Annotated in this window: 24 protein-coding genes; 7 read left to right on the forward strand and 17 right to left on the reverse strand. The window is 39.4% G+C overall.

The window, feature by feature from the left end; all coding sequences use genetic code 11:
• Positions 1-34: 34 nt before the first annotated feature.
• The 8 genes from AC2INI_RS07430 to AC2INI_RS07465 all read right to left on the reverse strand — a co-directional run bounded on the left by AC2INI_RS07430 (position 35) and on the right by AC2INI_RS07465 (position 10,669).
• A complete protein-coding gene (locus AC2INI_RS07430) occupies positions 35-1,384 on the reverse strand; it encodes a BatD family protein (protein WP_486304479.1) in 1,350 nt (449 codons plus the stop codon).
• Positions 1,384-3,099, reverse strand: a complete 1,716-nt coding sequence (locus AC2INI_RS07435) for a VWA domain-containing protein (protein WP_486304480.1) — start codon at positions 3,097-3,099, stop codon at positions 1,384-1,386. Before AC2INI_RS07435 ends, AC2INI_RS07430 begins: the two co-directional genes overlap by 1 nt.
• Positions 3,092-4,162, reverse strand: coding sequence for a vWA domain-containing protein (locus AC2INI_RS07440; RefSeq protein ID WP_486304481.1), 1,071 nt, complete (start codon positions 4,160-4,162; stop codon positions 3,092-3,094). Before AC2INI_RS07440 ends, AC2INI_RS07435 begins: the two co-directional genes overlap by 8 nt.
• On the reverse strand, positions 4,152-4,676 hold the full coding sequence (locus AC2INI_RS07445) for a DUF4381 domain-containing protein (protein ID WP_486304482.1): 525 nt from the start codon (positions 4,674-4,676) through the stop codon (positions 4,152-4,154). Before AC2INI_RS07445 ends, AC2INI_RS07440 begins: the two co-directional genes overlap by 11 nt.
• Positions 4,673-5,611: a DUF58 domain-containing protein gene (locus AC2INI_RS07450; protein ID WP_486304483.1), complete on the reverse strand. Its 939-nt coding sequence runs from the start codon at positions 5,609-5,611 to the stop codon at positions 4,673-4,675. The genes AC2INI_RS07445 and AC2INI_RS07450 overlap by 4 nt, the downstream gene beginning before the upstream one ends.
• 8 nt (positions 5,612-5,619) lie before the next feature.
• Positions 5,620-6,615 carry an AAA family ATPase gene (locus AC2INI_RS07455; protein WP_486304484.1) on the reverse strand — a complete coding sequence of 332 codons (996 nt, stop codon included), beginning with the start codon at positions 6,613-6,615 and terminating at the stop codon, positions 5,620-5,622.
• A 97-nt stretch (positions 6,616-6,712) separates the two neighbouring features.
• Positions 6,713-8,959: a tetratricopeptide repeat protein gene (locus AC2INI_RS07460; RefSeq protein ID WP_486304485.1), complete on the reverse strand. Its 2,247-nt coding sequence runs from the start codon at positions 8,957-8,959 to the stop codon at positions 6,713-6,715.
• Between the two features lie 162 nt (positions 8,960-9,121).
• Positions 9,122-10,669: an arylsulfatase gene (locus tag AC2INI_RS07465; protein ID WP_122034514.1), complete on the reverse strand. Its 1,548-nt coding sequence runs from the start codon at positions 10,667-10,669 to the stop codon at positions 9,122-9,124.
• Positions 10,670-11,084: 415 nt separating this feature from the next.
• Between AC2INI_RS07465 and AC2INI_RS07470 the strand changes: the two genes are divergently transcribed.
• A complete protein-coding gene (locus AC2INI_RS07470; protein ID WP_122034512.1) occupies positions 11,085-12,656 on the forward strand; it encodes an arylsulfatase in 1,572 nt (523 codons plus the stop codon).
• 79 nt (positions 12,657-12,735) lie between these two features.
• Here AC2INI_RS07470 and AC2INI_RS07475 read toward each other — a convergent pair whose 3' ends face one another.
• Both AC2INI_RS07475 and AC2INI_RS07480 read right to left on the reverse strand, forming a co-directional pair.
• The gene (locus AC2INI_RS07475; RefSeq protein WP_122034511.1) at positions 12,736-13,011 is read right to left on the reverse strand and encodes a nitrogen fixation protein NifW; all 276 of its coding nucleotides are present in this window, start codon (positions 13,009-13,011) and stop codon (positions 12,736-12,738) included.
• A gap of 8 nt (positions 13,012-13,019) precedes the next feature.
• Positions 13,020-13,364 (reverse strand): hypothetical protein, encoded by a 345-nt coding sequence (locus AC2INI_RS07480; protein WP_122034509.1) that lies wholly within the window; start codon positions 13,362-13,364, stop codon positions 13,020-13,022.
• Positions 13,365-13,586: 222 nt separating this feature from the next.
• On the opposite strand from AC2INI_RS07480, the gene AC2INI_RS07485 reads away from it, so the two are divergent.
• The 3 genes from AC2INI_RS07485 to nqrM are packed head-to-tail and all read left to right on the forward strand — an operon-like array spanning position 13,587 to position 14,505.
• Positions 13,587-13,871, forward strand: coding sequence for a DUF134 domain-containing protein (locus AC2INI_RS07485; protein ID WP_122034507.1), 285 nt, complete (start codon positions 13,587-13,589; stop codon positions 13,869-13,871).
• Positions 13,871-14,311, forward strand: a complete 441-nt coding sequence (locus AC2INI_RS07490; protein ID WP_486304486.1) for a NifB/NifX family molybdenum-iron cluster-binding protein — start codon at positions 13,871-13,873, stop codon at positions 14,309-14,311. Before AC2INI_RS07485 ends, AC2INI_RS07490 begins: the two co-directional genes overlap by 1 nt.
• On the forward strand, positions 14,308-14,505 hold the full coding sequence (nqrM, locus tag AC2INI_RS07495) for a (Na+)-NQR maturation NqrM (RefSeq protein ID WP_486304487.1): 198 nt from the start codon (positions 14,308-14,310) through the stop codon (positions 14,503-14,505). Before AC2INI_RS07490 ends, nqrM begins: the two co-directional genes overlap by 4 nt.
• 47 nt (positions 14,506-14,552) lie before the next feature.
• Here the strand turns inward: nqrM and AC2INI_RS07500 are convergent, their stop codons facing one another.
• From AC2INI_RS07500 to catB, 7 genes are all read right to left on the reverse strand, one after another.
• The gene (locus AC2INI_RS07500) at positions 14,553-14,888 is read right to left on the reverse strand and encodes a DUF4156 domain-containing protein (protein WP_486304488.1); all 336 of its coding nucleotides are present in this window, start codon (positions 14,886-14,888) and stop codon (positions 14,553-14,555) included.
• Positions 14,889-15,037: 149 nt separating this feature from the next.
• On the reverse strand, positions 15,038-15,280 hold the full coding sequence (locus tag AC2INI_RS07505) for a hypothetical protein (protein ID WP_486304489.1): 243 nt from the start codon (positions 15,278-15,280) through the stop codon (positions 15,038-15,040).
• 248 nt (positions 15,281-15,528) lie between these two features.
• Positions 15,529-15,981 carry a YccF domain-containing protein gene (locus AC2INI_RS07510; protein WP_122034498.1) on the reverse strand — a complete coding sequence of 151 codons (453 nt, stop codon included), beginning with the start codon at positions 15,979-15,981 and terminating at the stop codon, positions 15,529-15,531.
• 64 nt (positions 15,982-16,045) lie between these two features.
• Entirely contained in the window at positions 16,046-16,207 is a 162-nt protein-coding gene (locus AC2INI_RS07515) for a hypothetical protein (RefSeq protein WP_486304490.1), read from the reverse strand.
• A 132-nt stretch (positions 16,208-16,339) separates the two neighbouring features.
• Positions 16,340-17,605: a DEAD/DEAH box helicase gene (locus AC2INI_RS07520; protein WP_486304491.1), complete on the reverse strand. Its 1,266-nt coding sequence runs from the start codon at positions 17,603-17,605 to the stop codon at positions 16,340-16,342.
• 173 nt (positions 17,606-17,778) lie between these two features.
• Positions 17,779-18,810 carry a cytosolic protein gene (locus AC2INI_RS07525; RefSeq protein WP_486304492.1) on the reverse strand — a complete coding sequence of 344 codons (1,032 nt, stop codon included), beginning with the start codon at positions 18,808-18,810 and terminating at the stop codon, positions 17,779-17,781.
• Between the two features lie 208 nt (positions 18,811-19,018).
• Entirely contained in the window at positions 19,019-19,651 is a 633-nt protein-coding gene (gene catB / locus AC2INI_RS07530) for a type B chloramphenicol O-acetyltransferase (RefSeq protein ID WP_486304493.1), read from the reverse strand.
• Positions 19,652-19,950: 299 nt separating this feature from the next.
• On the opposite strand from catB, the gene rbsD reads away from it, so the two are divergent.
• From rbsD to rbsC, 3 genes are read left to right on the forward strand one after another with little or no spacing between them, the layout of a single operon-like run.
• Positions 19,951-20,370, forward strand: a complete 420-nt coding sequence (gene rbsD, locus AC2INI_RS07535; protein WP_045101937.1) for a D-ribose pyranase — start codon at positions 19,951-19,953, stop codon at positions 20,368-20,370.
• Positions 20,371-20,382: 12 nt separating this feature from the next.
• Entirely contained in the window at positions 20,383-21,897 is a 1,515-nt protein-coding gene (gene rbsA, locus AC2INI_RS07540; RefSeq protein ID WP_486304494.1) for a ribose ABC transporter ATP-binding protein RbsA, read from the forward strand.
• Positions 21,894-22,880: a ribose ABC transporter permease gene (gene rbsC, locus AC2INI_RS07545; protein ID WP_122034487.1), complete on the forward strand. Its 987-nt coding sequence runs from the start codon at positions 21,894-21,896 to the stop codon at positions 22,878-22,880. The genes rbsA and rbsC overlap by 4 nt, the downstream gene beginning before the upstream one ends.
• The last annotated feature ends 69 nt before the right edge of the window (positions 22,881-22,949 follow it).

The raw sequence follows: 22,949 nt of genomic DNA on the forward strand, positions 1-22,949 counted from the left end.
TCCACTGTATATAACTAAAAGCTCGATACAACCTTTAATCTTTTCTTTTGTGTTGATTCTCTTGGTTTTTTACATATTTTCTTCGTAACTGATTGAACTGAGGAAATACCGCTTTTGGCTTCCACATTGAAAAGAGAGAAGATAATCTATTTGTTGGAGAAGATATTCTTTTCCATAAACGAGAGGATATCTTTTTAGTGATCTCTCTTGTTTGAAAGGTAGACGAATCTTGTTGCCAATCACTGGTTGAATGGCAGTGTTTTAACTCCAAGGTTTTGTTTTTCATTCTCAGCGTTCGATAAAGAAGCACTCTTACTGTTCCCCACTCTTGTTTATTTACGGCTTTCGAATAGATAAGCCAAGCAGGTAATGGATGAGTTTGATAATAACGAATGGTTTTAATCACACTAAATAAGATAACAACGGCAGTGCTCATCAATATTACTAACCACTGCCAATATTGGTGCAACCAAGAACTCACTGTATGAGAAACAGAAAATGATTGGCCATCAAGCGCAATGGTTTTTAATTCTTGAGCATCGGTATCCCACCAGGTTAAGTTAATGGCTGGGAACGCTACCTCCCCCCCATTTTGAAGAACATAAACAACCGACTCTTTTCGTTCTGACAAATAATCGCCACGAGTCTGTGAATCATCTAATTGGTTAGGTTGTGAGTACGTTTGATAATTCGCTGTCGAAGTTTGCTTAATCAATTCAGGGATCAACATAGCTAATGTATCTGAGCCATTGATGGTGATGGTACGAGTGATCGCATCACCCGCTTTTAAGTCATCATTTGATTTATCCCACTCTTGTTCAACTGAAAAATCACGACCAGATACCCATTCAGAGTCATCATTCAATAAACCTGATGGCGTAATTGCGGTAAACCGTTGTGGTTCTGTATATAAAACACCAGAAACGTTTCCCGAATTTTCTCGTGAAACTTGTACCTTAACAGCCGTTGGTGGGACAACAAAATTGCCTTCAACTTGTGGGTATAATGTCACCTCCCAACGTTGATGGGTCCAAGTTGCTCCATTGCGCCTTTCTGTAAAATTGGTGGCTAATTGGTTACGCTGTTTTGCTACTACATTCGGAATTTCTATAGGCGCTATTCGAGTACCTCCGGTAAACCACCTTGGCGTAACGACTTCTATATATAAAATGATTTGCTGATTTACGGCATAAGTTGGCGCTTTCTTATCCTTGTTTTCTTTAGTTTTATTCGGATCACTTAACCACGTTTTTATTGTTACCTGATCGGATTTATCGAGTGTTTCAACCGTATTGGCTCTAGAACCAAAACTCATCACCATTAATATAACGGCGACAAAAATGCAAAGGTGTATGACTCGACGTTTATCGTTATTTTGAGACATTATTTACCTTCTCCACTATTCTCTGATCCAGAAATCGATGATTGAGAACCAGACGACTGGGCTCGAAGTTGAAGTTGAAATTTCGCGCGTAAGAAATACTTAGGGTCAGCCTCTACACGACGTAACCATTTATCAGCAAGTTCTTGGCTTCCTAAAATTTCATTTGCATTTAGTTTCTCTTCTTTCATTAATGCAGAATCTACTTTCTCATCCGCGCCATCACCCGTTTTAGGTTTATCATCCCCTAATTCAAAAGACTCTTCAGGTCCATCTGTGCTGCCTTTCTGGCTTTCACTCATGCGATTCACTTCATCAACAATACCTTGCATAATCGATAAGTTATTTTCTACTTTTTCTTTTAATTCGCTTTCAAGTTCTCTTTCTAGCAATAATTGGTAAACATCACGGGCAGCGAGGTATTCTCTTTGTCTTGCCAATGAATTAGCTGCATTAAAAATACCTAAGTTGGTTTTTACTTGTAGAAAGGCACTATGAGCCAATTTGTATTCGCCAGCATAATAATAAGCGGTGCCTTTTTTAAGAGGATCTTGATAACGTTTTGCGGCCGTTAAATATTCGAATTTATCAAAATACCATTGTCCTTGTTGATCTGGCGTTAACCATAAATCCATCCACCATTGCGTCGTTTTATCCCATGCCGTCACTTCTTTTACTGATTCATTCGTTTTGGCTTTTAGACTGACCGTTTCAGCATAAGTTGGAGTCGAATAAAAGCTAGGGGAAACAATCAATGCCACCAAGCACCATTTTACTAACCAGCCTTTTCTAAACCATGACAACATCAAAAGAGAGACAGGGAATAAAAGAAAATACCCCATGTCTTTCCACGGCATTGCCGATTCATTATTTAGCTGCATATGACGTTCTATTTTACTGTTTAGCGTCTTAATATCACTGTCGTCAATCGTCACTTCAACGACGCTGCCATTACTTTTACTGGCTAATGACTTAAGCGATGAAAGGTCCATCGGGTTATCACTGGCTCTGTCACCATTTCCTGCCGCCAATACTAATAATTGATGTCGACTTTTCTCAAAGTAACTCTTAAATGCCTCCGTCGTTGTAGGGTTAACACCGTCAGTAATTAACAGTACTGTTCCCACACTTTCAGCCCCCAATTGAGGGTCAATAAGTGGTAAGGCTGTTTCTGCGCTTTTACCTTCTACAGGCATAATATCGGGTTGAATTGCAGCTAAAAATGGCGCGAATACCGAATCATCTTTGGTTAATGGCATGGCTAAATGTGCTGAGCCAGAAAAGACGACTAACCCTGTTTTACCACCTTGTCGTTGCTTGATTAAATCTCGTATTTTTTGCTTTGAACGCTCTAAACGGTTCGGCGCAAGATCCTTTTGCAACATCGATTCACTGTTATCCAGAACAATAAGTAACGCTGCTTTATCTTCACCAAATGGAGACGCTTCACGCTGCCAAGTTGGACCTGCACACACGATAATAGCGACAAACATAGAAACACCTAGCAACTTTAATGGCAGCTGTTTTTTCCATCCCGCATCATTAATGGTTAATGCATTACGTAAATGTTTTGGTAGTTGTTCTTGCCATTCATTTTTTGCATCTTGTTTCCAACGTAAATAAATCACAATACCAAACGGGATTAGGACCAATAACCATAGCGGTCGAATAAAATGAAATTGTTCAGCAATTTGCTGCCACATCAGGGAATCAAACATGCTTTTCTCCCGATTTAACATGACGCTTAATCGTCGCAAAGCCAAAAGCGAATAAATACATCATGACGATCAACATCATTGGGTATTGATGAATTGACTGCTTTGGTCGATAAGTCGTGCTTTCATATAGTTGAGGCTCTAATTCACCAATGGCTTCATAAGCTTGCTCTAATTCATCGCGATTAATGGCTTGAAACGCTTTCCCGCCAGAGGCTTCGGCGACTCGATTAATCACATCCATATCTAATGCTTGTTCCCCAACAGTTCTTGGATCACCCATTGCAATCATATGAATACGCACATTTTTAGCTGCCGCAACCTTGGCTGCATCAATCGGTTCAACATAACTGCCAGTATCATTACCATCCGTTAAAACGATGGCGACTTTCTCTCGTGGTTTTGTTTTACTGTCTTTGGTATCAGTCTTGCTTCTTGTCTCTTCTTTTGAACTTTGCTCAAAGACTTTAATCGCAAGTCCAATAGCATCACCCAAGTGGGTACTTTGCCCTGCCATTGCCACGTCAGTTTGATTCAATAGCTCTAACCACACTTTTTGATCCGCAGTAAATGGAGTTTGCACAAACGCAGCATCACCAAAAAGAATTAATCCTAAACGATCCCCTTTTCGAGTTTTAACAAAATCGGCCAAGACTTCTTTTGTTGCTTCTAAACGAGAAATCTTTTGAATAGAACCTTTGTCTGAAGAACCTTTAGACACAAAGTCTTGCTCTGCCATCGAACCAGATAAGTCCACCACGACCATCACATCCCGTCCCAAGCTTTCACGAGTTTGAGGTTCACCTAAAATAGTCGGTTTGGTCAGTGCGAAAATTAATAAACACCATGAAATAATCAAAAATGCTTTTTGCCAATAACTTGCTTGTAACTGACTTGCTCCCTCTGATGGAGACTCATCTAACGCTTTTACTAACACATCAAAGAAAGGCACTTTAATAGCAGATTGGCGTGTACGGTAAGCTGGGATTAACCAATAAATAATGATCGGTAATGGCAGCATCCATAACCAATATGGGTTCGCTAATTCCAACTGGTTAAACTGCATCTTCACCTCCATTTTGATTTAATGTCGGCATTACATGGTTAGATAACCATTGTTGACATAACACAGTTAAATCAGTGAGTTGTTTTTCTGATAATGCATATTGCTGTTGCACTAATGAACGCATCCACTGTTGCCCAAGTTCATTATTAAAATTACCTGTACCATCGAGTGAATAACTATCCAATGCGATAAGAAAATCGTCTTTAAAGAGTGTCGCATTCTTTGCACTAATATGCGTAAGTACCGCTTTCATCACTTCAAATATTTCATAACTTAACGATGGGTTATTCACAGAACTCGATATCAAATTTAATAAACTGCTTGCTTCACGACGATAGCGATTTGCCCACCACTTTTTAATCCATGCCACAATGCAGTAAACCGAAAAGACAAAAAGGATGATGGCGACAATTTTCCAACCTATCGTTTGCGGAAACCAGCTCACATGATCGGGAACGGTCACCTCACTCATTTTTCTCAGCATATAACTGCTTGGCGGCTCATGAATGCTCATCGTCTGCCTCCTATTGCGCGTTTCAACTGCTCGATATGATGCCCTGACGTATCCGCTTCAATAAGAGGAAGGCCTTTTGCTGCCATCAGCTGAATTAGTTGCTCTTTCTTTAAATCTTGATGAACACTCAACCCTTTATTAGCTAGATCAAATTTCTTTGCGTCATTAAGGTTAATTTGAAATGCGCCATCACCCACCACCCATGAGCTGCTTTGTGATGGAAAATTGGACTCGAAAGGATCAGAGATTAATACCCCTAATACATCATTGTGTTTTTGAAGGTGTTTTAAGTGAGTTATCTCATCAGAAGTAACGCCATGCCAATCACTTAGAATAATAATGGTTGCTTCTTTAAGCTTTAATCGACCTAATAGCGTCACAAACTGTGAAAAATCAACATCATCAACGTCTTTACTTTCGACGTCTAAAGACTGATTAATGCTAGATAACAATTGCAATCGATGGAGTAAATCACCTTGAGATCGTTTTGGCGTTAACCAATGCATTTTCTCGCTTGAACTGATGACAAAACCAACACGATCACTGTCTTGCAAAATACGCCAAGCAGTGAGTGCTGCCAATTCAGCAGCCACAACCGATTTCATTGTCTCTACTGATGAAAAATACATACTGCTGCGTTGATCAACACAGATAATAAAATTGCGGTCTTTCTCTTCCGTGTACGATCTAACATGAGGTTTGCCAGTTCGCATCGTTACCTTCCAATCAAGATTACGAATATCATCACCGAGTTGATAATGTCTTAGCTCCTCAAAATTTAAACCTCGCCCACGAAAAATAGACGAATGGCGACCAGACAACGCGGTGCCTGATTTTAAATTCGGTAATAAACTGAACGCTCTCGCTTGAGATTGCAGTTTTACTAATTGGCTGTATTCACAATGAATACGTGTGTCAGTGCTTTTTTCATTCATAAAAAGCCCTACCCAATAACAACATGATCCAACAATTCATTGATGACCTGCTCTTGCGTCACGCCATCAGCTAAAGCGTCATAACTCAACGTTATACGGTGTCCCAACACTGAATGTGCCATTGCTCGAATATCATCCGGCTCTACGTAATCTCGACCTTGTAACCATGCATGCGCACGAGCGCACTTATCTAATGAAATGGATGCTCGGGGGCTCGAACCAATTTCTATCCAACGAGACAAGTTTGATTCAGAATAACGCTCAGGTTTACGTGTCGCCATAACCAAAGCTACGATATAACTCTCACTGATCTCAGACACTTCAATCTGAGATAATTCAGAACGCGCTTGCATCACTACAGAAGGATCAAGTTGAATCGCCGTTTCTATTTCAAGATTATCTTCTTGTGTCTGTTTTTGTGGTGACTCTTCTCCACGAACAAGACGAATAATATCTAACTCAGCCTCATCATCAGGATAATCAACCGACACCTTCATGATGAATCGGTCCATTTGCGCTTCAGGTAATGGATATGTCCCTTCTTGCTCTACTGGGTTCTGTGTCGCAAGCACCATGAATAATTCAGGTAAGGTATGAGTTTGATCGCCAACAGTTATCGTGCCCTCCGCCATGGCTTCTAATAGCGCCGCTTGTACTTTGGCTGGCGCTCGGTTGATTTCATCGGCTAAAACAATACTGTTAAAGATAGGGCCCGGTTGAAAATGCAATTGCGGTTTACCATTTTGCTCTTGGTATACTTCTGTACCCGTCACATCAGATGGCAATAGATCTGGCGTAAATTGAATACGCCCAAACGAGGTATGTAAATTATCAGCCAACGATTTAACCGAACGCGTTTTTGCGGTGCCTGGCAATCCCTCTAATAAAACATGCCCTTGAGTTAATAACCCAATAACCAGTGAACGCACGACATGGGATTGACCAATCACCGATTTCTCTACTTGAGAGATAAGCGATGTAATAGCCTTCTGAGTTTGATTCATGTTTTCTCCTTACGTTCACGAGTTAGACCAATAGATACTAAAATTTAGCTTTTACTATTCTAGTTAAGTCCATCATAACTATTGGTTATAGTGCTCATTAATAAAGCCGTTTTTTAAGCTCATTGATCACATTTTTAGGGGCATATTGTTCAAGTTGCGTAATACAGGATTGCGCTTGTGGTGATTTAGCTTTTAACAGTTGATCACACTGTGCAAATAAATACTGAGGATTACCGCTTAAACTAAAAGCTTTTGCCAATGCATTCGCACCTTGATTAAGGTTAATACCTTCAAGTGATAAGCCGTACACATACCAATATTGTGAATTTTGTGCTTCAATTTCAGTTGCTTGTTTAAAGTAATTAGCGGCTTCTTTTTTCTTACCTAAACGCAATAGTGCTAATCCTGCGCTGTAACGTAATGCACCAGATTTAGGTTGTGCTTTGATCCCTTGTTGCATCAGCAGAAGGCCTTTCATTTCATTGCCTTGGGCTCGATATAAATCCGCAAGATTTACATAGCTATTAACAAAATACGGCTCTACATCAATGGCACCTAAATAGGCTTCTTCTGCCTTTTCAAGTTGACCTTGTGAGCGATAAACATTACCCAAATTAGTACGTCCAAAACCTCTATCTGCATTAAAAAGTTGAATATTAATGTATTCATTTAATGCAGGAGATAACTGCTCGCGTTGTAATGGATTCCACTCTGGCCAGTACGCCGCTAATGCACCAGCGGCTTCGGCACGAATACCCAACACACTATCTGTTAATAACGGCGATAATATTTGCCAACGATCATGAGATGCATACCCTGCTGACCCTTGAATTGCGCCTAAGCGAATTAATTCGTCATCATGTTTTACCGCCCGTCCCAATGCCACTAAGGTATTCTTACTTGGAAACGCGCTTAAACGTTGCAATGCAGAACCACGAATAATCCCAGATTGCTTCGCATCTTGCGCGGTATATGAAAGGGCATCCCCAGCACCGCGATAATTAATGTCTGAGGCATAAAATGCCACCGCAAAGTGTTGTTGATTTCGATAAGCTGAATCAGGGAACCATTCACCGACTTTTTTATCTGCCCACACATCGTCTTTCTCTTCATGGCATTGAGTACACACGTTAGGTGTGCCGATGTTTTTACTTAAATCTGGCCTTGGGATCTGCCAACTATGATCACGTCTTGCATCTACACCCATGTAAGTCGTTTCTGGCATGTGACATGTCGTACACTGCGATGCTTCGGTATTGGCTTCATGGAAGGTGTGTTTTTCTGGTGTATATTCTGAGGCAATATGACATTGGCTACACACGGCTTGCTCTGGAATATCTAACTTGGTTGAGTGCGGGTTATGGCAATTGCTACAAGTGACACCCTTTTCCGCCATTTTCGACTGCATGAAAGAACCATATACATAATCTTCATCGTAAATCTGACCATCATTATGGTATAAATCAGAAGTAATTAAACTCGGTAAATAACTGTCTAATAAAGAGCCTTCTACATGTGCTTGGTCTTCATTAATTTGAACTCGACGGCTATGGCATTGTGCACATACCGCGACTTGGTCGGTTTGTGCAATCTCTTTTGGTTGAAGCGTTGTATGGCCTTCTTTAAACACCCACTCTTTAACTGACTTACTCAAATCACGATCAAATCCATAGTGGGGATTTTTATTTTCTGTTTGGTTCTTACTCCAAGCAATATGCTCACTTGCTGGGCCATGACAGGCTTCACAACCAACATTAATTTCAAACCAGCTGGTGTTATAGGTATCAGTCTCCGCGTCGTAATTCTTCTTTACATCCGTTGAGTGACAATCAGCACACATGAAGTTCCAGTTCTGCCCAGTATTAGTCCAATAGAACTCATCCGTTTTTTCCATCTCAGGGTAAAGGTGATACCAACGTTGACCACCCTCTTCCTCACTACGCGAATCCCAAGCGAATGGTATTAATTGAATACGCCCGTCTTCAAATTCCACCATGTATTGCTGTAATGGCTCAAAACCAAAGGTATAACTAATTTGATAATCGTTGAACTTCCCATCAGGCCCTTCGATATTGACCCAATATTCATCACCTTTCTTAAAAAAGCGATTTGGTTTTCCTTTAAACTCAAAAGTCGCGTCATTAAAATCACCAAACACGCTGTCTTTATCTGCGTGTTTCATTGCCATTTCATGATCAGACCCTTTCCAAGCCTCAGTTTCTTCTTTATGACAATCAATACATGCATCACTGCCAACAAAATCAGCAGAAAACACATTTGATGAAAAACCAACAATGCTCACCCATAAAACTAAAAAACCATAAACGATTTTTTTACTGCTCATATACATCCTTGTATTTATACATTTTTTATCTCTAATTCTAAAGATAACAATACAGTAGATATAGAGTATATTTACTGGTTTTTCCATTAGTATTCATGAATATGTGAATACTATCAGAAATAAAAAAGGGCTCCGAAGAGCCCTAGTATTATCTTATTTTCACTATTTATTGTGAGGTTGTTGCAGTTTTTCCATTACCTGGTCAAGGCCGAAACTTGCTGCTTTTTGACGAGGAGGAAATTCTTCAAAGGTCGCTAAATATTTTCCTACATACGCTTGTGCTGGAACGAACATATACGCATGATCTAATAACCAATCGTAATACGTATTTGACGTTACATCAGCCACTTCGTATGGGTCCATACGTAAGTTAAACAACTTAGGCACACGTAATGTTACAAACGGTTCAGCCCAAATTTGAAGCGTACCGTTAACACGTTGCTCCATAAATACCGCTTTCCACTTGTTATAACGAAGTGCTGCTAAATCACCATCATCAGTAAAGTAAAAGATCTCTTCACGACGGCCCTTATCCTCTTTACCCGTTAGGTAAGGTAAAAAGTTGTAGCCATCAAGGTGGTTTTTGAAACTCTTGTTACCAAGTTTTGTTCCTTTTTTCAACTCATCTTTAATCTTGTCATCACCCGCAGCGGCGGCAAACGTTGGTAGCCAATCCATGTGGTGCATGATTTCATTTGATACGACACCCGGTTCAATTTTACCCGGCCAACGAACCATCGCAGGAACACGGTATGCCCCTTCCCAGTTAGTATTCTTCTCACTACGGAATGGTGTGGTACCTGCATCAGGCCACGAGTTCATATGTGGACCATTATCGGTAGAATAGAACACGATGGTATTATCTTTAATGCCTAGATTATCAACGGCTTTTAAAATTTCACCTACGTGATTATCATGCTCAACCATTCCATCAGCATAATTACTGATACCAGTTGAACCTTGAAGTTCTGGTTTTACGTGAGTTCTAAAATGCATTCGTGTTGCGTTCCACCATACAAAAAATGGTTTCTCCGCTTTAACTGCTCGTCCCATGAAATCAATCGCAGCAGCCATGGTTTCATCATCAACGGTTTCCATACGCTTACGCGTTAGAGGGCCCGTATCTTCAATCTTGCCATCAGCATACGATTTAATAACTCCACGAGGTCCAAATTTCTTACGGAATTCAGGATCTTTAGGGTAGTCAATATTCTCAGGTTCTTCCTCAGCGTTGAGATGGTAAAGGTTGCCAAAAAATTCGTCAAAACCATGTGCTGTCGGTAAAAATTCATCTTTATCACCAAGGTGGTTTTTACCAAATTGGCCAGTCATATAACCCATTGGTTTTAGCACTTCAGCAATAGTGGCATCTTCTGCTTGCAAACCAATATCTGCACCAGGCAAACCAACTTTACTCAAGCCTGTGCGTAAGACACTTTGCCCAGTAATGAAAGTAGAACGTCCTGCAGTACATGATTGCTCACCATAGTAATCAGTAAACATCATCCCTTCTTTGGCGATACTATCGATATTCGGTGTTTTATACCCCATTAAACCGAAGGTATAAGCACTGATATTTGATTGGCCGATATCATCCCCCCAAATAACCAAAATATTTGGCTTTTCAGCAGCAAGAGTATACCCAGAAGCACCCATTAATACGGCTCCAAGAATACTCAATCGACGTTGTGTTCCCTTTTTCATTTCCATATAAACTCCTGTTTCCCTTAAAAAAGCAGCATCGAGTAAATATATAGTATAGAAATAAGTCTCTTGCGAATTTATCCAATAAAAAAATTATTTTTGATGTCTAGCTTCAACTTATGAACTAATAACCTTTGTAGGAATCATTTTTCAAGAAAAATAGAGTTTTTTCCAAGGTAACTCTCATTAAAACTCACTTTAAAAATTCATAAATAAAATAATAAAAAAAACAACCGTTTAAAATTATTTGAGAAAGATCTCATTCCTTCTTAAATCAAGACGGGACAGACAATCAAAAAACAACATTACAATCAACACCTTAAATAAAAATATAACCATTGGTTATAACCGCTATAAAGCGACGAAATATTATTTCTCACTTAGAGTACAGCCAATTAATCGCAACTAATTGGAGTTCTTCATGGGACATAATTTAAGTAAAATTGCTGTTGGCGTTGGTCTACTTGCCACTTCTGGTACAGTGATGGCCGCATCTCAACCAAACATACTCGCTATTTTTGGTGATGATGTGGGTTACTGGAACATTAGCGCCTATAACCAAGGCATGATGGGCTATCAAACCCCAAACATTGACCGTATCGCTAATGAAGGTGCCCTTTTTACTGATCACTATGGCCAACAATCGTGTACTGCTGGTCGTGCTGCCTTCATTACAGGTCAAGAACCTTTCCGTACAGGCCTCTTAACCATTGGTATGCCGGGTTCTGACCACGGTATTCCTGATTGGGCTCCTACTATTGCTGATCTTTTAAAAGAACAAGGTTACATGACCGCTCAATTTGGTAAAAACCACCTAGGCGATCAAGATAAACACCTGCCAACCGCTCATGGTTTTGATGAGTTTTTCGGAAATCTTTATCATTTAAATGCTGAAGAAGAGCCAGAAACGTATTACTACCCTAAAGATCCTGAATTCCGTAAAAACTACGGCCCTCGTGGTGTGATTAAGTCGTATGCCGATGGTAAGATCGAAGATACAGGCCCAATGACGCGCAAACGTATGGAGCATGCCGATGAGGAGTTCTTAGATTCTTCATTAGCGTTTATGGAAAAAGCAGTTAAAGCGGATAAGCCTTTCTTTATCTGGCATAACACCACCCGTATGCACGTTTGGACTCGTCTGCAAGAGAAATACCAAGGTGCATCAGGCATCAGTATCTATGCTGATGGCATGCTTGAGCACGATGATCACGTCGGTATTTTACTGGATAAACTAGACGACTTAGGTGTAGCTGATAACACCATCGTTATCTACTCAACTGATAACGGTGCAGAAACAGCAACATGGCCTGATGGCGGTGCAACTCCATTCTATGGTGAAAAGGGCACAACATGGGAAGGCGGTATGCGTGTTCCACAACTTGTACGCTGGCCTGGCACAATCAAACCAGGAACTAAGATCAATGAAATGATGGCACACCAAGATTGGCTTCCAACCTTACTTGATGCGGCTGGTGTTCCTAATGTGAAAGAAAAACTGGCTAAAGGCTATAAAGCCAATGGCAAAGAGTTCAAGGTTCATATTGATGGTTATGACTTCAAACCATTATTTGAAGGCAAAACAGATAAAGGGCCTCGTGAATCCCTGCTTTACTTCACTGCAAATGGTGAATTAAACGCAGTTCGCTGGCAGGATTGGAAATTAAACTTTGCAGTAATGGAAGGTAATATTTCTAACGCGGTTCGCCTAGAGCCAAACTGGCCTCAAATCATTCATCTACGTGCAGACCCATTTGAAAAAGCACCACACGAATCGGGTATGTACCTACGCTGGATGGCAGATAACATGTGGCTATTCGTACCGATGCAAGATGTATTAGGTGAGTTCTTTAACACTCTACCTGACTATCCAATGCAGTCTGGCCAATTAATGAATCCAGCTGCTATAAGCTCTCAGTCTCTTCAAATGAAAGCAAAAATGCAGCAATTGGATAAACTACAACAACAAATGAATAGCTTAAACGTGAAGTAATTTATTTTTAAAGCTAATAAACCAAAAGCCCTCAATGTTGATCATTGAGGGCTTTTTCTATTCATACTGTTTGTTAGAGCTAGCGCCTAATACACGTAGTACAACCACTGCACGCTGAACGAGTATGGGGATCTAATCGCCCTCTTTGGATCTTACAATATGCATTTTTAATAGCGCGACGAGCCGAAAACCAATCATCAGGTTTAGAAAGCAGTAAGTAGCCATTACATCGTTTCATTAATGGCTCTCGATATTCATCAATAAACTTACTGTCAAAGCCAATATCAAAATGCTCAAGAAGCTGCTCTACTGAAGTAAAGCTAGCAATGATTTTTTGAATTTCAGCTTGGCTCATCGTAAATCCTAATGCTTAAACGTATTCATTTCAGTCGCACTGGTTGCAGTAAGATCGCCAGTAGGATTTAATAAATGCGGTAAGATCTTAGGTAGGTTTAATGTAATGTCTTTATCTTCAACAGCATAAATTACTTCGTTGTACCAACCTAATAATCCCATTGATGCATAACCAATTGCATCATTGTCTTCACGATGCTCAATGATGATTTGTAGAAAACGTAAAATTGCTTTGTCGTTTGATCCAGCTTGCTCACGAGTTGAGTGAAAAATCTTTGTTGCTTCAACTACCAACCCTGCATATTCAGTTTCAACAGAAACTTGAAAAGAACCACCATCAACAGAAATTTTCATAAGATTTATTGCCAATTCATTATTCTAATAAAGGCGCATAATATCGAATAAATATCACCTTGTCGTTAGTCGCAATAAAAACCACTTGATCTAAATAAAGAAAATACTCTTCATGATTAGTTTTTAATCTTCCTGGCACTAATTATTAGCATATGCCAAAAATAGTTATTGGCATATGCTAACAATAGGCTTATGCTTTGCTTGTATTTAATGGAGAGCATTATGGCTAGACCTAAAAAGTGTCGTCGTATTTGTAGTAGAGCACCATACAGTTGCTTTAAACCTAATGGCGTACCAACAACAGAACTACCGCAAGTACAACTACTTGCTGAAGAATTAGAGGCATTACGATTGGCTGATTTTGAAGGATTAAGTCAACAAGACGCTGCCGATCAGATGATGGTATCTAGACAAACCTTTGGTAACATCGTTAAACAAGCTAGATTTAAAGTAAGCAGTTGCTTGGTTAATGGTCAGGCTTTAATGCTCCAAACGGAGACTGAATAATGAAATTTGCTATTCCTTATCAAAATGGCCGTATTGCAGGACACTTTTCTAAAGCTGAATCGTTTCTTTTTACAGACCAAACACATTCAGAAACAATGCCAAATCCTGCACTTAATAGCGCTGGTTGTGGTGGCAAAAAATCACTACTCTCGCTATTAAAAAACCAACACATAAATGCTCTTATTGTTCGTAATATTGGACAAAAAATGCTTGCTAACTTACTTGAATCAAATATTCGAGTCTTTCACGCTCAAGGTAATATCTCGTTAAATAACGCTACATTTACTGACCTTCCTGAATTTACTCGTTCATCTCAAGGTCGGCCTTGTAAAAATACAAAACAAGGTTGTTGTAATAAAAAGCACAGTATGACGGCTTCAAAGTTAAGTGCACCATCACAATTAAAACACAAATTGACTGTATTAGGATTTAAAGCATGAATACCGTTTTAATTACCTTTGGTGTTTTTGTATTAGTCATTCTTCTAATGGCTTTAGGGGTAATCTTTGGGCGTAAGGAAATTCAAGGAAGTTGCGGCGGATTAAACAATTTTGGTGTAGATAAAGTCTGTAATTGTGAAACAACTTGCGATGAACATAAACTCTATCAAATATCAGAACCTACAGATAAATAAAAAGTGAAACCAGCTACCTAGTTTCACTCTTCAATTTTGGTAACGTTTTATTTTGTATTACACAAATAAGCGTTACCAAACATAGTTACTGAACTTGAGAAGTTTAAAGACTGATATAAATACAACGTATCCGCCCCTAAAGCCGCTGCTTTAATACGCATTTGGTTTAATGTGCCCCAAACCATATCTTTATCAGCGTGCAACCAGTAATCATAAAAGTGGCCTTCTGACCCAAATACAACACCCAGACGTTGACAGTCTTTAACGACTTCTACTTCATCCCAAATCACGGCTACTTTTTCTGATTCTTGAGTGGGGAAAGTTACACAGCCTGTTAATATCATTGACGATGCTAGCATAGTACTAGCTATTAGCGTTTTCATTAATTAATCACTAACCAAATAAATGTTGCGCGATTTTAGTGAAAATTTAGCCACTGGCAAGCAGAAAGTGAGGTCGATCTGAATTTAATAGGAACTAACCGATAATAGTTGACAGTCGTAACCTTAATATTAACTATTTCAATGTTGTATTATTCATCAGGATTAGCACTATACCAAGCATCCAGCAATTCTTTTCCATAAACAATTTCTATATTCATGTGCATAACCAAAAGAAAAGCAGCTAATAGTAAACAGATTATATTAAACCAAAAAGTCGCTTTCTTTCGAACAGGTTCATAATATACAATATTGATAACAACCAAAGCAAAAGGATAGCTAATTAATAATAAAAAGAACCATCCAAGATAACCGGATATCGCCATTTCTGTCATAACGCACCTCATTACACGAATAATACATAATATGATACTGAATCAATATCATCACACATTATTATTACCAATGGTTGCGTTTTATAAATTAATGTCGTCGTTTTGTATTATCTTTCGCAATTTCAACAATATTAACCTGCCTTTCTTCAATTTAATTATAAAAGACTAAAGTAATATTTAATGATTTATATCAAAATAAATAGCATCGATAATTAGAGTTACATTATCGACACTATTTAATATGCGATTTATCGCCACTTATTCGCTTCAGCTTCGGCATTCGCACGACGAGCCGCCGCCGCTACTTCTTTATCTACAATTGTCTGACCAATAGGCGCAATTGAGATTACGGCCAGTTTTAAGTGTTGAATCGCAAATGGAATACCAATGATTGTCACAAAACAAGCCACAGCCGACATCACATGACCGAGAGCCAACCAAAAACCTGCAAAAATAAACCACAGCACATTACCGATAAAACCAAGACTTCCTGTACCAATGTCTTCATTTAACGTCAATTCATCACGAGCAATGGCTTCTTTACCAAATGGGAAAAAAGAAAACCCAGCGATAACAAAACACGCTCTTCCCCATGGAATACCGATGATACTAATGAAGGCTAATAAGCCAAAAAAGCACCAAGCTAGCCCCATAAATACGCCACCAAAAAGAAACCAAATTAAATTACCAATTGCGCTCATTTTATTTCCTTACCTTACATACGATTGTTGATAGTCGATTACATCTTAAATAAGATCACAATAATTAGTCGTCAGCGCCACACTTTACACAACGATCATAGGTTCTCTCACCTTCACTAATGACTGTGTATTTACCTACACAGTTTTCACACAGTGCAAGTACAGGATAGGCCTCTTTTTGTTTTTTGGAAGACGTATTCCCTTCGGTTGTATAAAATTTTCTCATATTAACTCCTAATTCCAATGTAATTAGATAATTACTGAACGTTGTATAAGCTCAATACATAGAAAAAACACTCAACAAGTTTAATTGTCGAGTGTTTTTAATTATATCAATTCAATAAACTTGCTGTGTTTTTTACCAGTTATCTGGGTATTTTCTTTTATTCTTCTTACCAGTACCTTCTGGTTTTGCTACTGGTTTAATCGCTTCTAATAAAGCTTCGGTGATCTCTTCATCTACTTCAAAACCCTCTACTTGTTCACGTTCAAGTCGGATCTTATTTTTCTTTTCAATAATTTTAAAGTGATGGTAATCTTCAAAATCAATTAATGATAACGCTAGACCCACTTCACCAGCACGGCCACTTCGACCAATACGATGCATGTAATCTGCTGGGCTTCTTGGTAAGTCAAAGTTAATTACTACAGGCAGTTTTTCAATATCTAAACCACGAGCCGCAATATCCGTCGCGATGAGTACATCAATCTCACCCGCTTTGAAGCCTTCAAGCACACGACTACGAGCGCCCTGGCCTTTATCACCATGAAATACTTCAGCAGTAATTCCACGTTTAGATAACTTATCCGCTAAGTGATTACAGCTGTTTTTAGCATTAACGAAAATAAGCGCTTGGCGCCACTGCTGTTGATGGATCAAATGTGCTAATACGGCTGTTTTTTCACCTTTATTAACGGTAAATACGCGCTGTACTAACGTACTTACATCTGCACTTTGTAATTGAAGTTCTACAGGGTTATTAAGTAATGCTTGGGTTAACCCCTCCACTTCTTCAGGAAACGTTGCAGAGAATAATAATGTTTGCTTCTTTTTTGGTGCTAACGCAAGTAATTCATTAAGCTCATCAGTAAACCCAAGGCTTAGCATTCTATCTGCTTCATCAAGCACTAAGGTTTTTACTTTATCAAGCTTAATGGCGTTACTTGAGATCAAATCTAATAATCGACCTGGTGTTGCCACTAAAATGTCTGCACCACCACGTAGAGTCAACATTTGTTTATTGACGGATACACCACCAAATACTGAGACCGTTTTAATCGCACCATTGAAATGCGCAGAATATGATTTAATACTATCAGCAACTTGCTGTGCCAATTCACGAGTAGGAACCAACACTAAGCCCGTAACATAGTTACCTTTATTGCTCTGTGGTTTACCTGATTGTTGCTCAAAAATTTGATGCAACATAGGTAATGCAAAAGTGGCTGTTTTACCAGAACCAGTATTCGCCCCAGCAATTAGATCACGGCCAGCTAATACACTTGGGATAGCTTGTGCTTGAATAGGCGTTGGTTGTTGATATTCCAACTCTGTTAATCGTGCTAACAATGGTGAAATAAGACCAAGTTCTGAAAAATTGGCTGGTGCTGTAGTAGTGGTCATGAATATAAATGGCTCAAAGCTAAAATAATAGCCGACTATTTTATCCTATTTTTGCTTTTTAAAGTGAATTAAATCAGCCCTACGGCACTCTCTATTGATAATAAATAGTGCTCTGAATACAACAACGCCCCATTTAAAACGGGGCGCTTCGATAATAAGACAACAAATCAGATCTAAAGTAACTGTCTAAGCTTATGCTCAACTAAAGGATCATTTGGCACTAATTGCTGAGCCATTTCTAACAATTTGATCGCATCTTTAGGATGATCATCTTGATGTCTAAGTGCGATATCAATAAGCGGCTGCACATCAATTTGCGCTTGATGCTCTTGCACATGCGCCTCTTTCTCATCAATCAAGATATTATGTGCTTTGCTCAACAAGCCTAAACGGTGCTCAGAGCTCGCATTCACTTTACTAAGACGTGTGTAATAATCTTCTTTAAAACGCAATGTTCTCGTTTGTTGACGGAACTGTGCAATATCAATCTGTTGATTACGAATGAAATCTACTGCTACTTGCTTATAAAAGCCAAATTTATTCAAGTACGTTGCATGAGTTCCATGTCCCATACCAAAAACTCGTAAATGGGTTAGTTCTGGATAACGTTTAGCATGCAAACGATCGATACGATTGGTTGGGTCATAAATGATATACCCTTTCGCTTTACCTAAATCGAGATCGTGATAATCACCTTCCCAATCAAACTGCTGTGCAATTTCGGTACTAGACCTATCATCCCAAGGGGCTGTTTGTTGGTTTTTAGTACTAACCGGATGAAACAGTAATACTTGATCAAGTTGCAATAAATTTGCAAAGGCACCGACAGCAAAGCCACCACGACTCAGGCCGTAGCCTAAACGATAAGTGAAAGGTTCTAGCAGCGTAGCTAATTGTTCTAAAAAGAAAATTAAATTACGGCTACGGAACCAATTGCTTTTTCCTAAGTGTTGGAAAGAGATAACATTCACTTGCTGTTTTTGCGCTAAGTGGTAACCCCAAGGTGCAAAGTCTTCATGCAGATCTTGCTCTTGTACGTTAGTCCCAGCAGGAGAAAAAGTGAATAATAGCGGCTTGTTCACATCAACAAAGTTATATTTAACATACACATTGTCTAGTAAGTCTCCACCAGACATTGGCAGTTGCGCTTGTTGCTCTGAACGTGAGTTGGTTAACCACTCATCTAACCAATATAATAATTTCATTTAATCTTCCATCAAAAACAGGCGCGAGATTGTATCAAAGATGGCCGTTAAACGAAAATATTAGTTTGAACACTAATAATTACAGTTGGAATGATTTCGGTACAAAAAATGCCAAGTCATAGTTACAACTTGGCATTCAATTTTATTTATTATTTACACCATAGTGAATTTAGATAGTTTCTAACTATTATATTAGGTTCATTAGTGGCTATAAATTTTTACTGTTTTTCCAATATAAATACAAACCAGAAATATCTGATGAACACATTAAATTCATCGCTCCTTTGATTTGCTCATCGCTCCACTGCCACCACTTCATTTCTAGCAATTGTGATATTTCAGTCTCAGTAAAACGATAACGAATATGTTTTGCAGGGTTTGAACCAACAATAGAGTAAGGAGCTACATCTTTTGTAACTACAGCACGACTTGCAATGACTGCCCCATCACCCACAGTGACGCCACTCATGATCATTGCTTCTGTACCAATCCAAACATCATTACCAATAACGGTATCACCAGCACGCTCAAAGCCATCTTCAGCATCAGTAAAGTTATCATTATCTTGATAGAAAAAAGGAAAGGTACTCACCCACTTATTTTGATGCCCTTGGTTTCCTGCCATCATAAAGACAGCTCCCGAACCAACGGAACAATAGCTACCAATAATAAGCTTATCAATGTCTGTTCTATCTGGCAGTAAATAGCGAGCACAATCATCAAAGCTGTGATTATGATAATAACCAGAATAGTAGCTGTGCTCACCAACGATAATATTCGGGTTAGTTACTTGTTCTTTTAATGATTTACCAACAAATGGGCTTTCAAAGTAATTGTTCACTATGCATTCTCTTTTAAGCTTATAACATTACCATCATAACATTTGATTAATTCCATTAGTTAGTTTGATTTTTCCAACTCCTCTATGCCTTTCTTGATGGTCACCATCAAAATTTGACCAAGATCTCTTATTTAGTCTTTCATCAATTAGATTTCTGCGTTTGATCACACTTAGTTACATTCATGGGTGCAAAGTGTCATTTCTTGCTCTAAATTCACCGTCGAAACGTTTACGCAAACGTTTCGATGAGCATTAAACAAGCAGTATGTGTTCATAACTAATTAACTAAAGGTATTCTCATGAAGAAAAATACACTACTAAACGCAGAATTATCGTATGTAATCGCCACTCTTGGCCATACTGATGAAGTCACCATTTGCGATGCTGGTCTGCCGATTTTTGAAGAATCACAACGCATCGATTTAGCCGTAGTTCAGGGAATACCAACCTTTATTGATACCGTAAAAGCGACACTGTCTGAAATGCAAATTGAAGGCGCTATCGTTGCTGAAGAATTCAAAACCGTTAGCCCACAACTACACGATGAGCTAATGACGCTTATTGCTGCTGAAGAAGCACTATGTGGAAAATCAATTACCGTTTCTTATGTGCCTCACGAAGCATTTAAAGTACACACACAACAAAGTAAAGCGGTCGTTCGTACTGGTGAATGCACTCCTTACGCTAACGTGATTTTCCAATCTGGCGTTGTATTTTAAATAGGACACGTTATGACTCAAGCTATCTTAGAATTAAACGGCATTGAGAAAGCCTTCCCCGGTGTAAAAGCACTGGATGGCGCTTGTCTTAATGTCTATCCCGGCAAAGTTATGGCCTTAATGGGCGAAAATGGCGCGGGTAAATCAACATTAATGAAGTCATTAACTGGCATCTACGCAATGGATGCAGGTGAAATTCGTTACGAAGGCAAAGCGGTTAACTTTAATGGCCCTAAGCACTCTCAAGAATCTGGTATCAGCATTATTCACCAAGAGCTGAACCTTATTCCTGAACTGACCATTGCTGAAAACATCTTCTTAGGCCGTGAGAAAACCAATGCGTTTGGTGGTATCAAATGGGCTGAAATGTATAAAGACGCTGATGCCCTACTTAAACGTTTGAATGTAAAGCACCACTCTCGCCAACTATTAGGTGAACTGAGTTTAGGTGAACAGCAAATGGTTGAGATTGCCAAAGCACTGTCGTTCAAATCTAAAGTTATCATCATGGATGAGCCAACAGATGCCTTAACAGATACCGAAACTGAATCTCTATTTAAAGTGATTAATGAACTTCGCGATGAAGGCTGTGGCATTGTTTATATCTCGCACCGTCTAAAAGAGATCTTCGAGATCTGTGATGACATAACTATCCTTCGTGATGGAAAATTCATTGGCGAACGTGTGGTTGCAGAGATTAATGAAGATATCCTAATTGAAATGATGGTTGGCCGTCGTTTAGATGAGCAATACCCTCGCATTGACGTTCAACACAATGAGAAATCATTAGAGCTATTCGATGTTTCAGGGCCTGGTGTTCATAATGTTAGCTTCTCATTAGATCGCGGCGAGATCCTTGGTGTATCAGGTTTGATGGGCGCAGGTCGTACTGAGTTAATGAAAATTATCTACGGTGCAGCACCAATGACATGTGGCGCGATTAAACTAAACGATAAGATGATTAACCCTATCTCTCCTCGTGATGGTTTGGCAAATGGCATCGCTTATATCTCTGAAGACCGTAAAGGTGATGGCCTAGTACTTGGTTTATCAGTGAAAGAGAACATGTCTTTATGCTCGCTAGATCAGTTATCAAAAGGCGTTCAGATTGATCATTATGCAGAAGTCACCGCAGTAGAAGATTTTATTCGCTTATTCAACATTAAGACCCCGACTCGCGACCAAATTATCGGTAATTTGTCTGGCGGTAATCAACAAAAAGTAGCGATAGCTAAAGGCTTAATGACTCGGCCTAAAGTGTTGATCTTAGATGAGCCGACACGTGGTGTTGATGTTGGTGCGAAAAAAGAGATCTACCAACTAATTAACCAATTTAAAGCCGAAGGCATGAGCATTATTTTAGTCTCATCAGAAATGCCAGAAGTATTAGGAATGAGTGACCGCATCTTGGTTATGCATGAAGGCCGTATCAGTGGCGAATTCATGGCAAAAGATGCCGATCAAGAAAAATTATTGGCTTGTGCAGTAGGTAAAACTGTTGAGCAAAACGTCGAGGTAACAGCATGAGCACTAAATCTATGACTTCATCTGAAACGCAACAAAAGAAAGGCGGCATGTTCTCTAAAGAATGGCTGATTGAACAAAAATCGTTAATCGCGCTTTTACTGTTAATTGTCGTGGTTTCCTTTTTAAACGACAACTTTTTTACTGTCGACAATATTTTAAATATCTTACGTCAAACTTCGGTTAATGCCATTATCGCAGTAGGTATGACACTGGTTATCTTAACTGCCGGTATTGATTTGAGCGTTGGTTCAGTACTCGCACTTTGTGGGGCCTTTGCTGCCACCATGATTGGTCTTGAAATTCCGGTAATGATTGCGGTTCCTACTGCGCTACTTGCAGGTGCTGCACTGGGTGCAATAAGCGGTATTATTATCGCTAAAGGTAAGGTTCAAGCCTTTATCGCAACCCTAGTAACAATGACGTTATTACGTGGTGTGACAATGGTTTACACCGAAGGTCGCCCTATCTCAACAGGCTTTACTGATGTTGCTGATAGCTTCTCATGGCTTGGTACAGGTTACGCACTTGGCATCCCTGTTCCAATCTGGTTAATGGTTATTGTATTTGCATCTGTATGGTACTTACTAAATCACACACGCTTTGGTCGTTATGTTTACGCACTAGGTGGCAATGAATCTGCAACTCGCCTATCTGGTATCAACGTCGATCGCGTTAAAATCGGTGTTTACGCAATCTGTGGTCTACTTGCAGCACTGGCAGGCTTAATCGTAACCTCTCGCCTTTCTTCTGCTCAGCCTACTGCAGGTATGGGTTATGAGCTAGATGCTATTGCAGCGGTAGTGCTTGGCGGTACAAGTCTAGCGGGTGGTAAAGGTCGCATCATGGGTACACTCGTTGGTGCTCTGATTATCGGCTTCTTAAACAACGCACTGAACTTATTAGATGTTTCTTCTTACTACCAAATGATCGCCAAAGCGGTGGTTATCCTACTGGCAGTATTAGTGGACAACAAAAACAAGTAATACCCATTATTTACAACACTTAATAACTTATACGAATAAGAGTCACCCCTATAAATTCGTTTGCTATTT

The sequence above is a fragment of the Aliivibrio friggae genome, assembly GCF_057368515.1.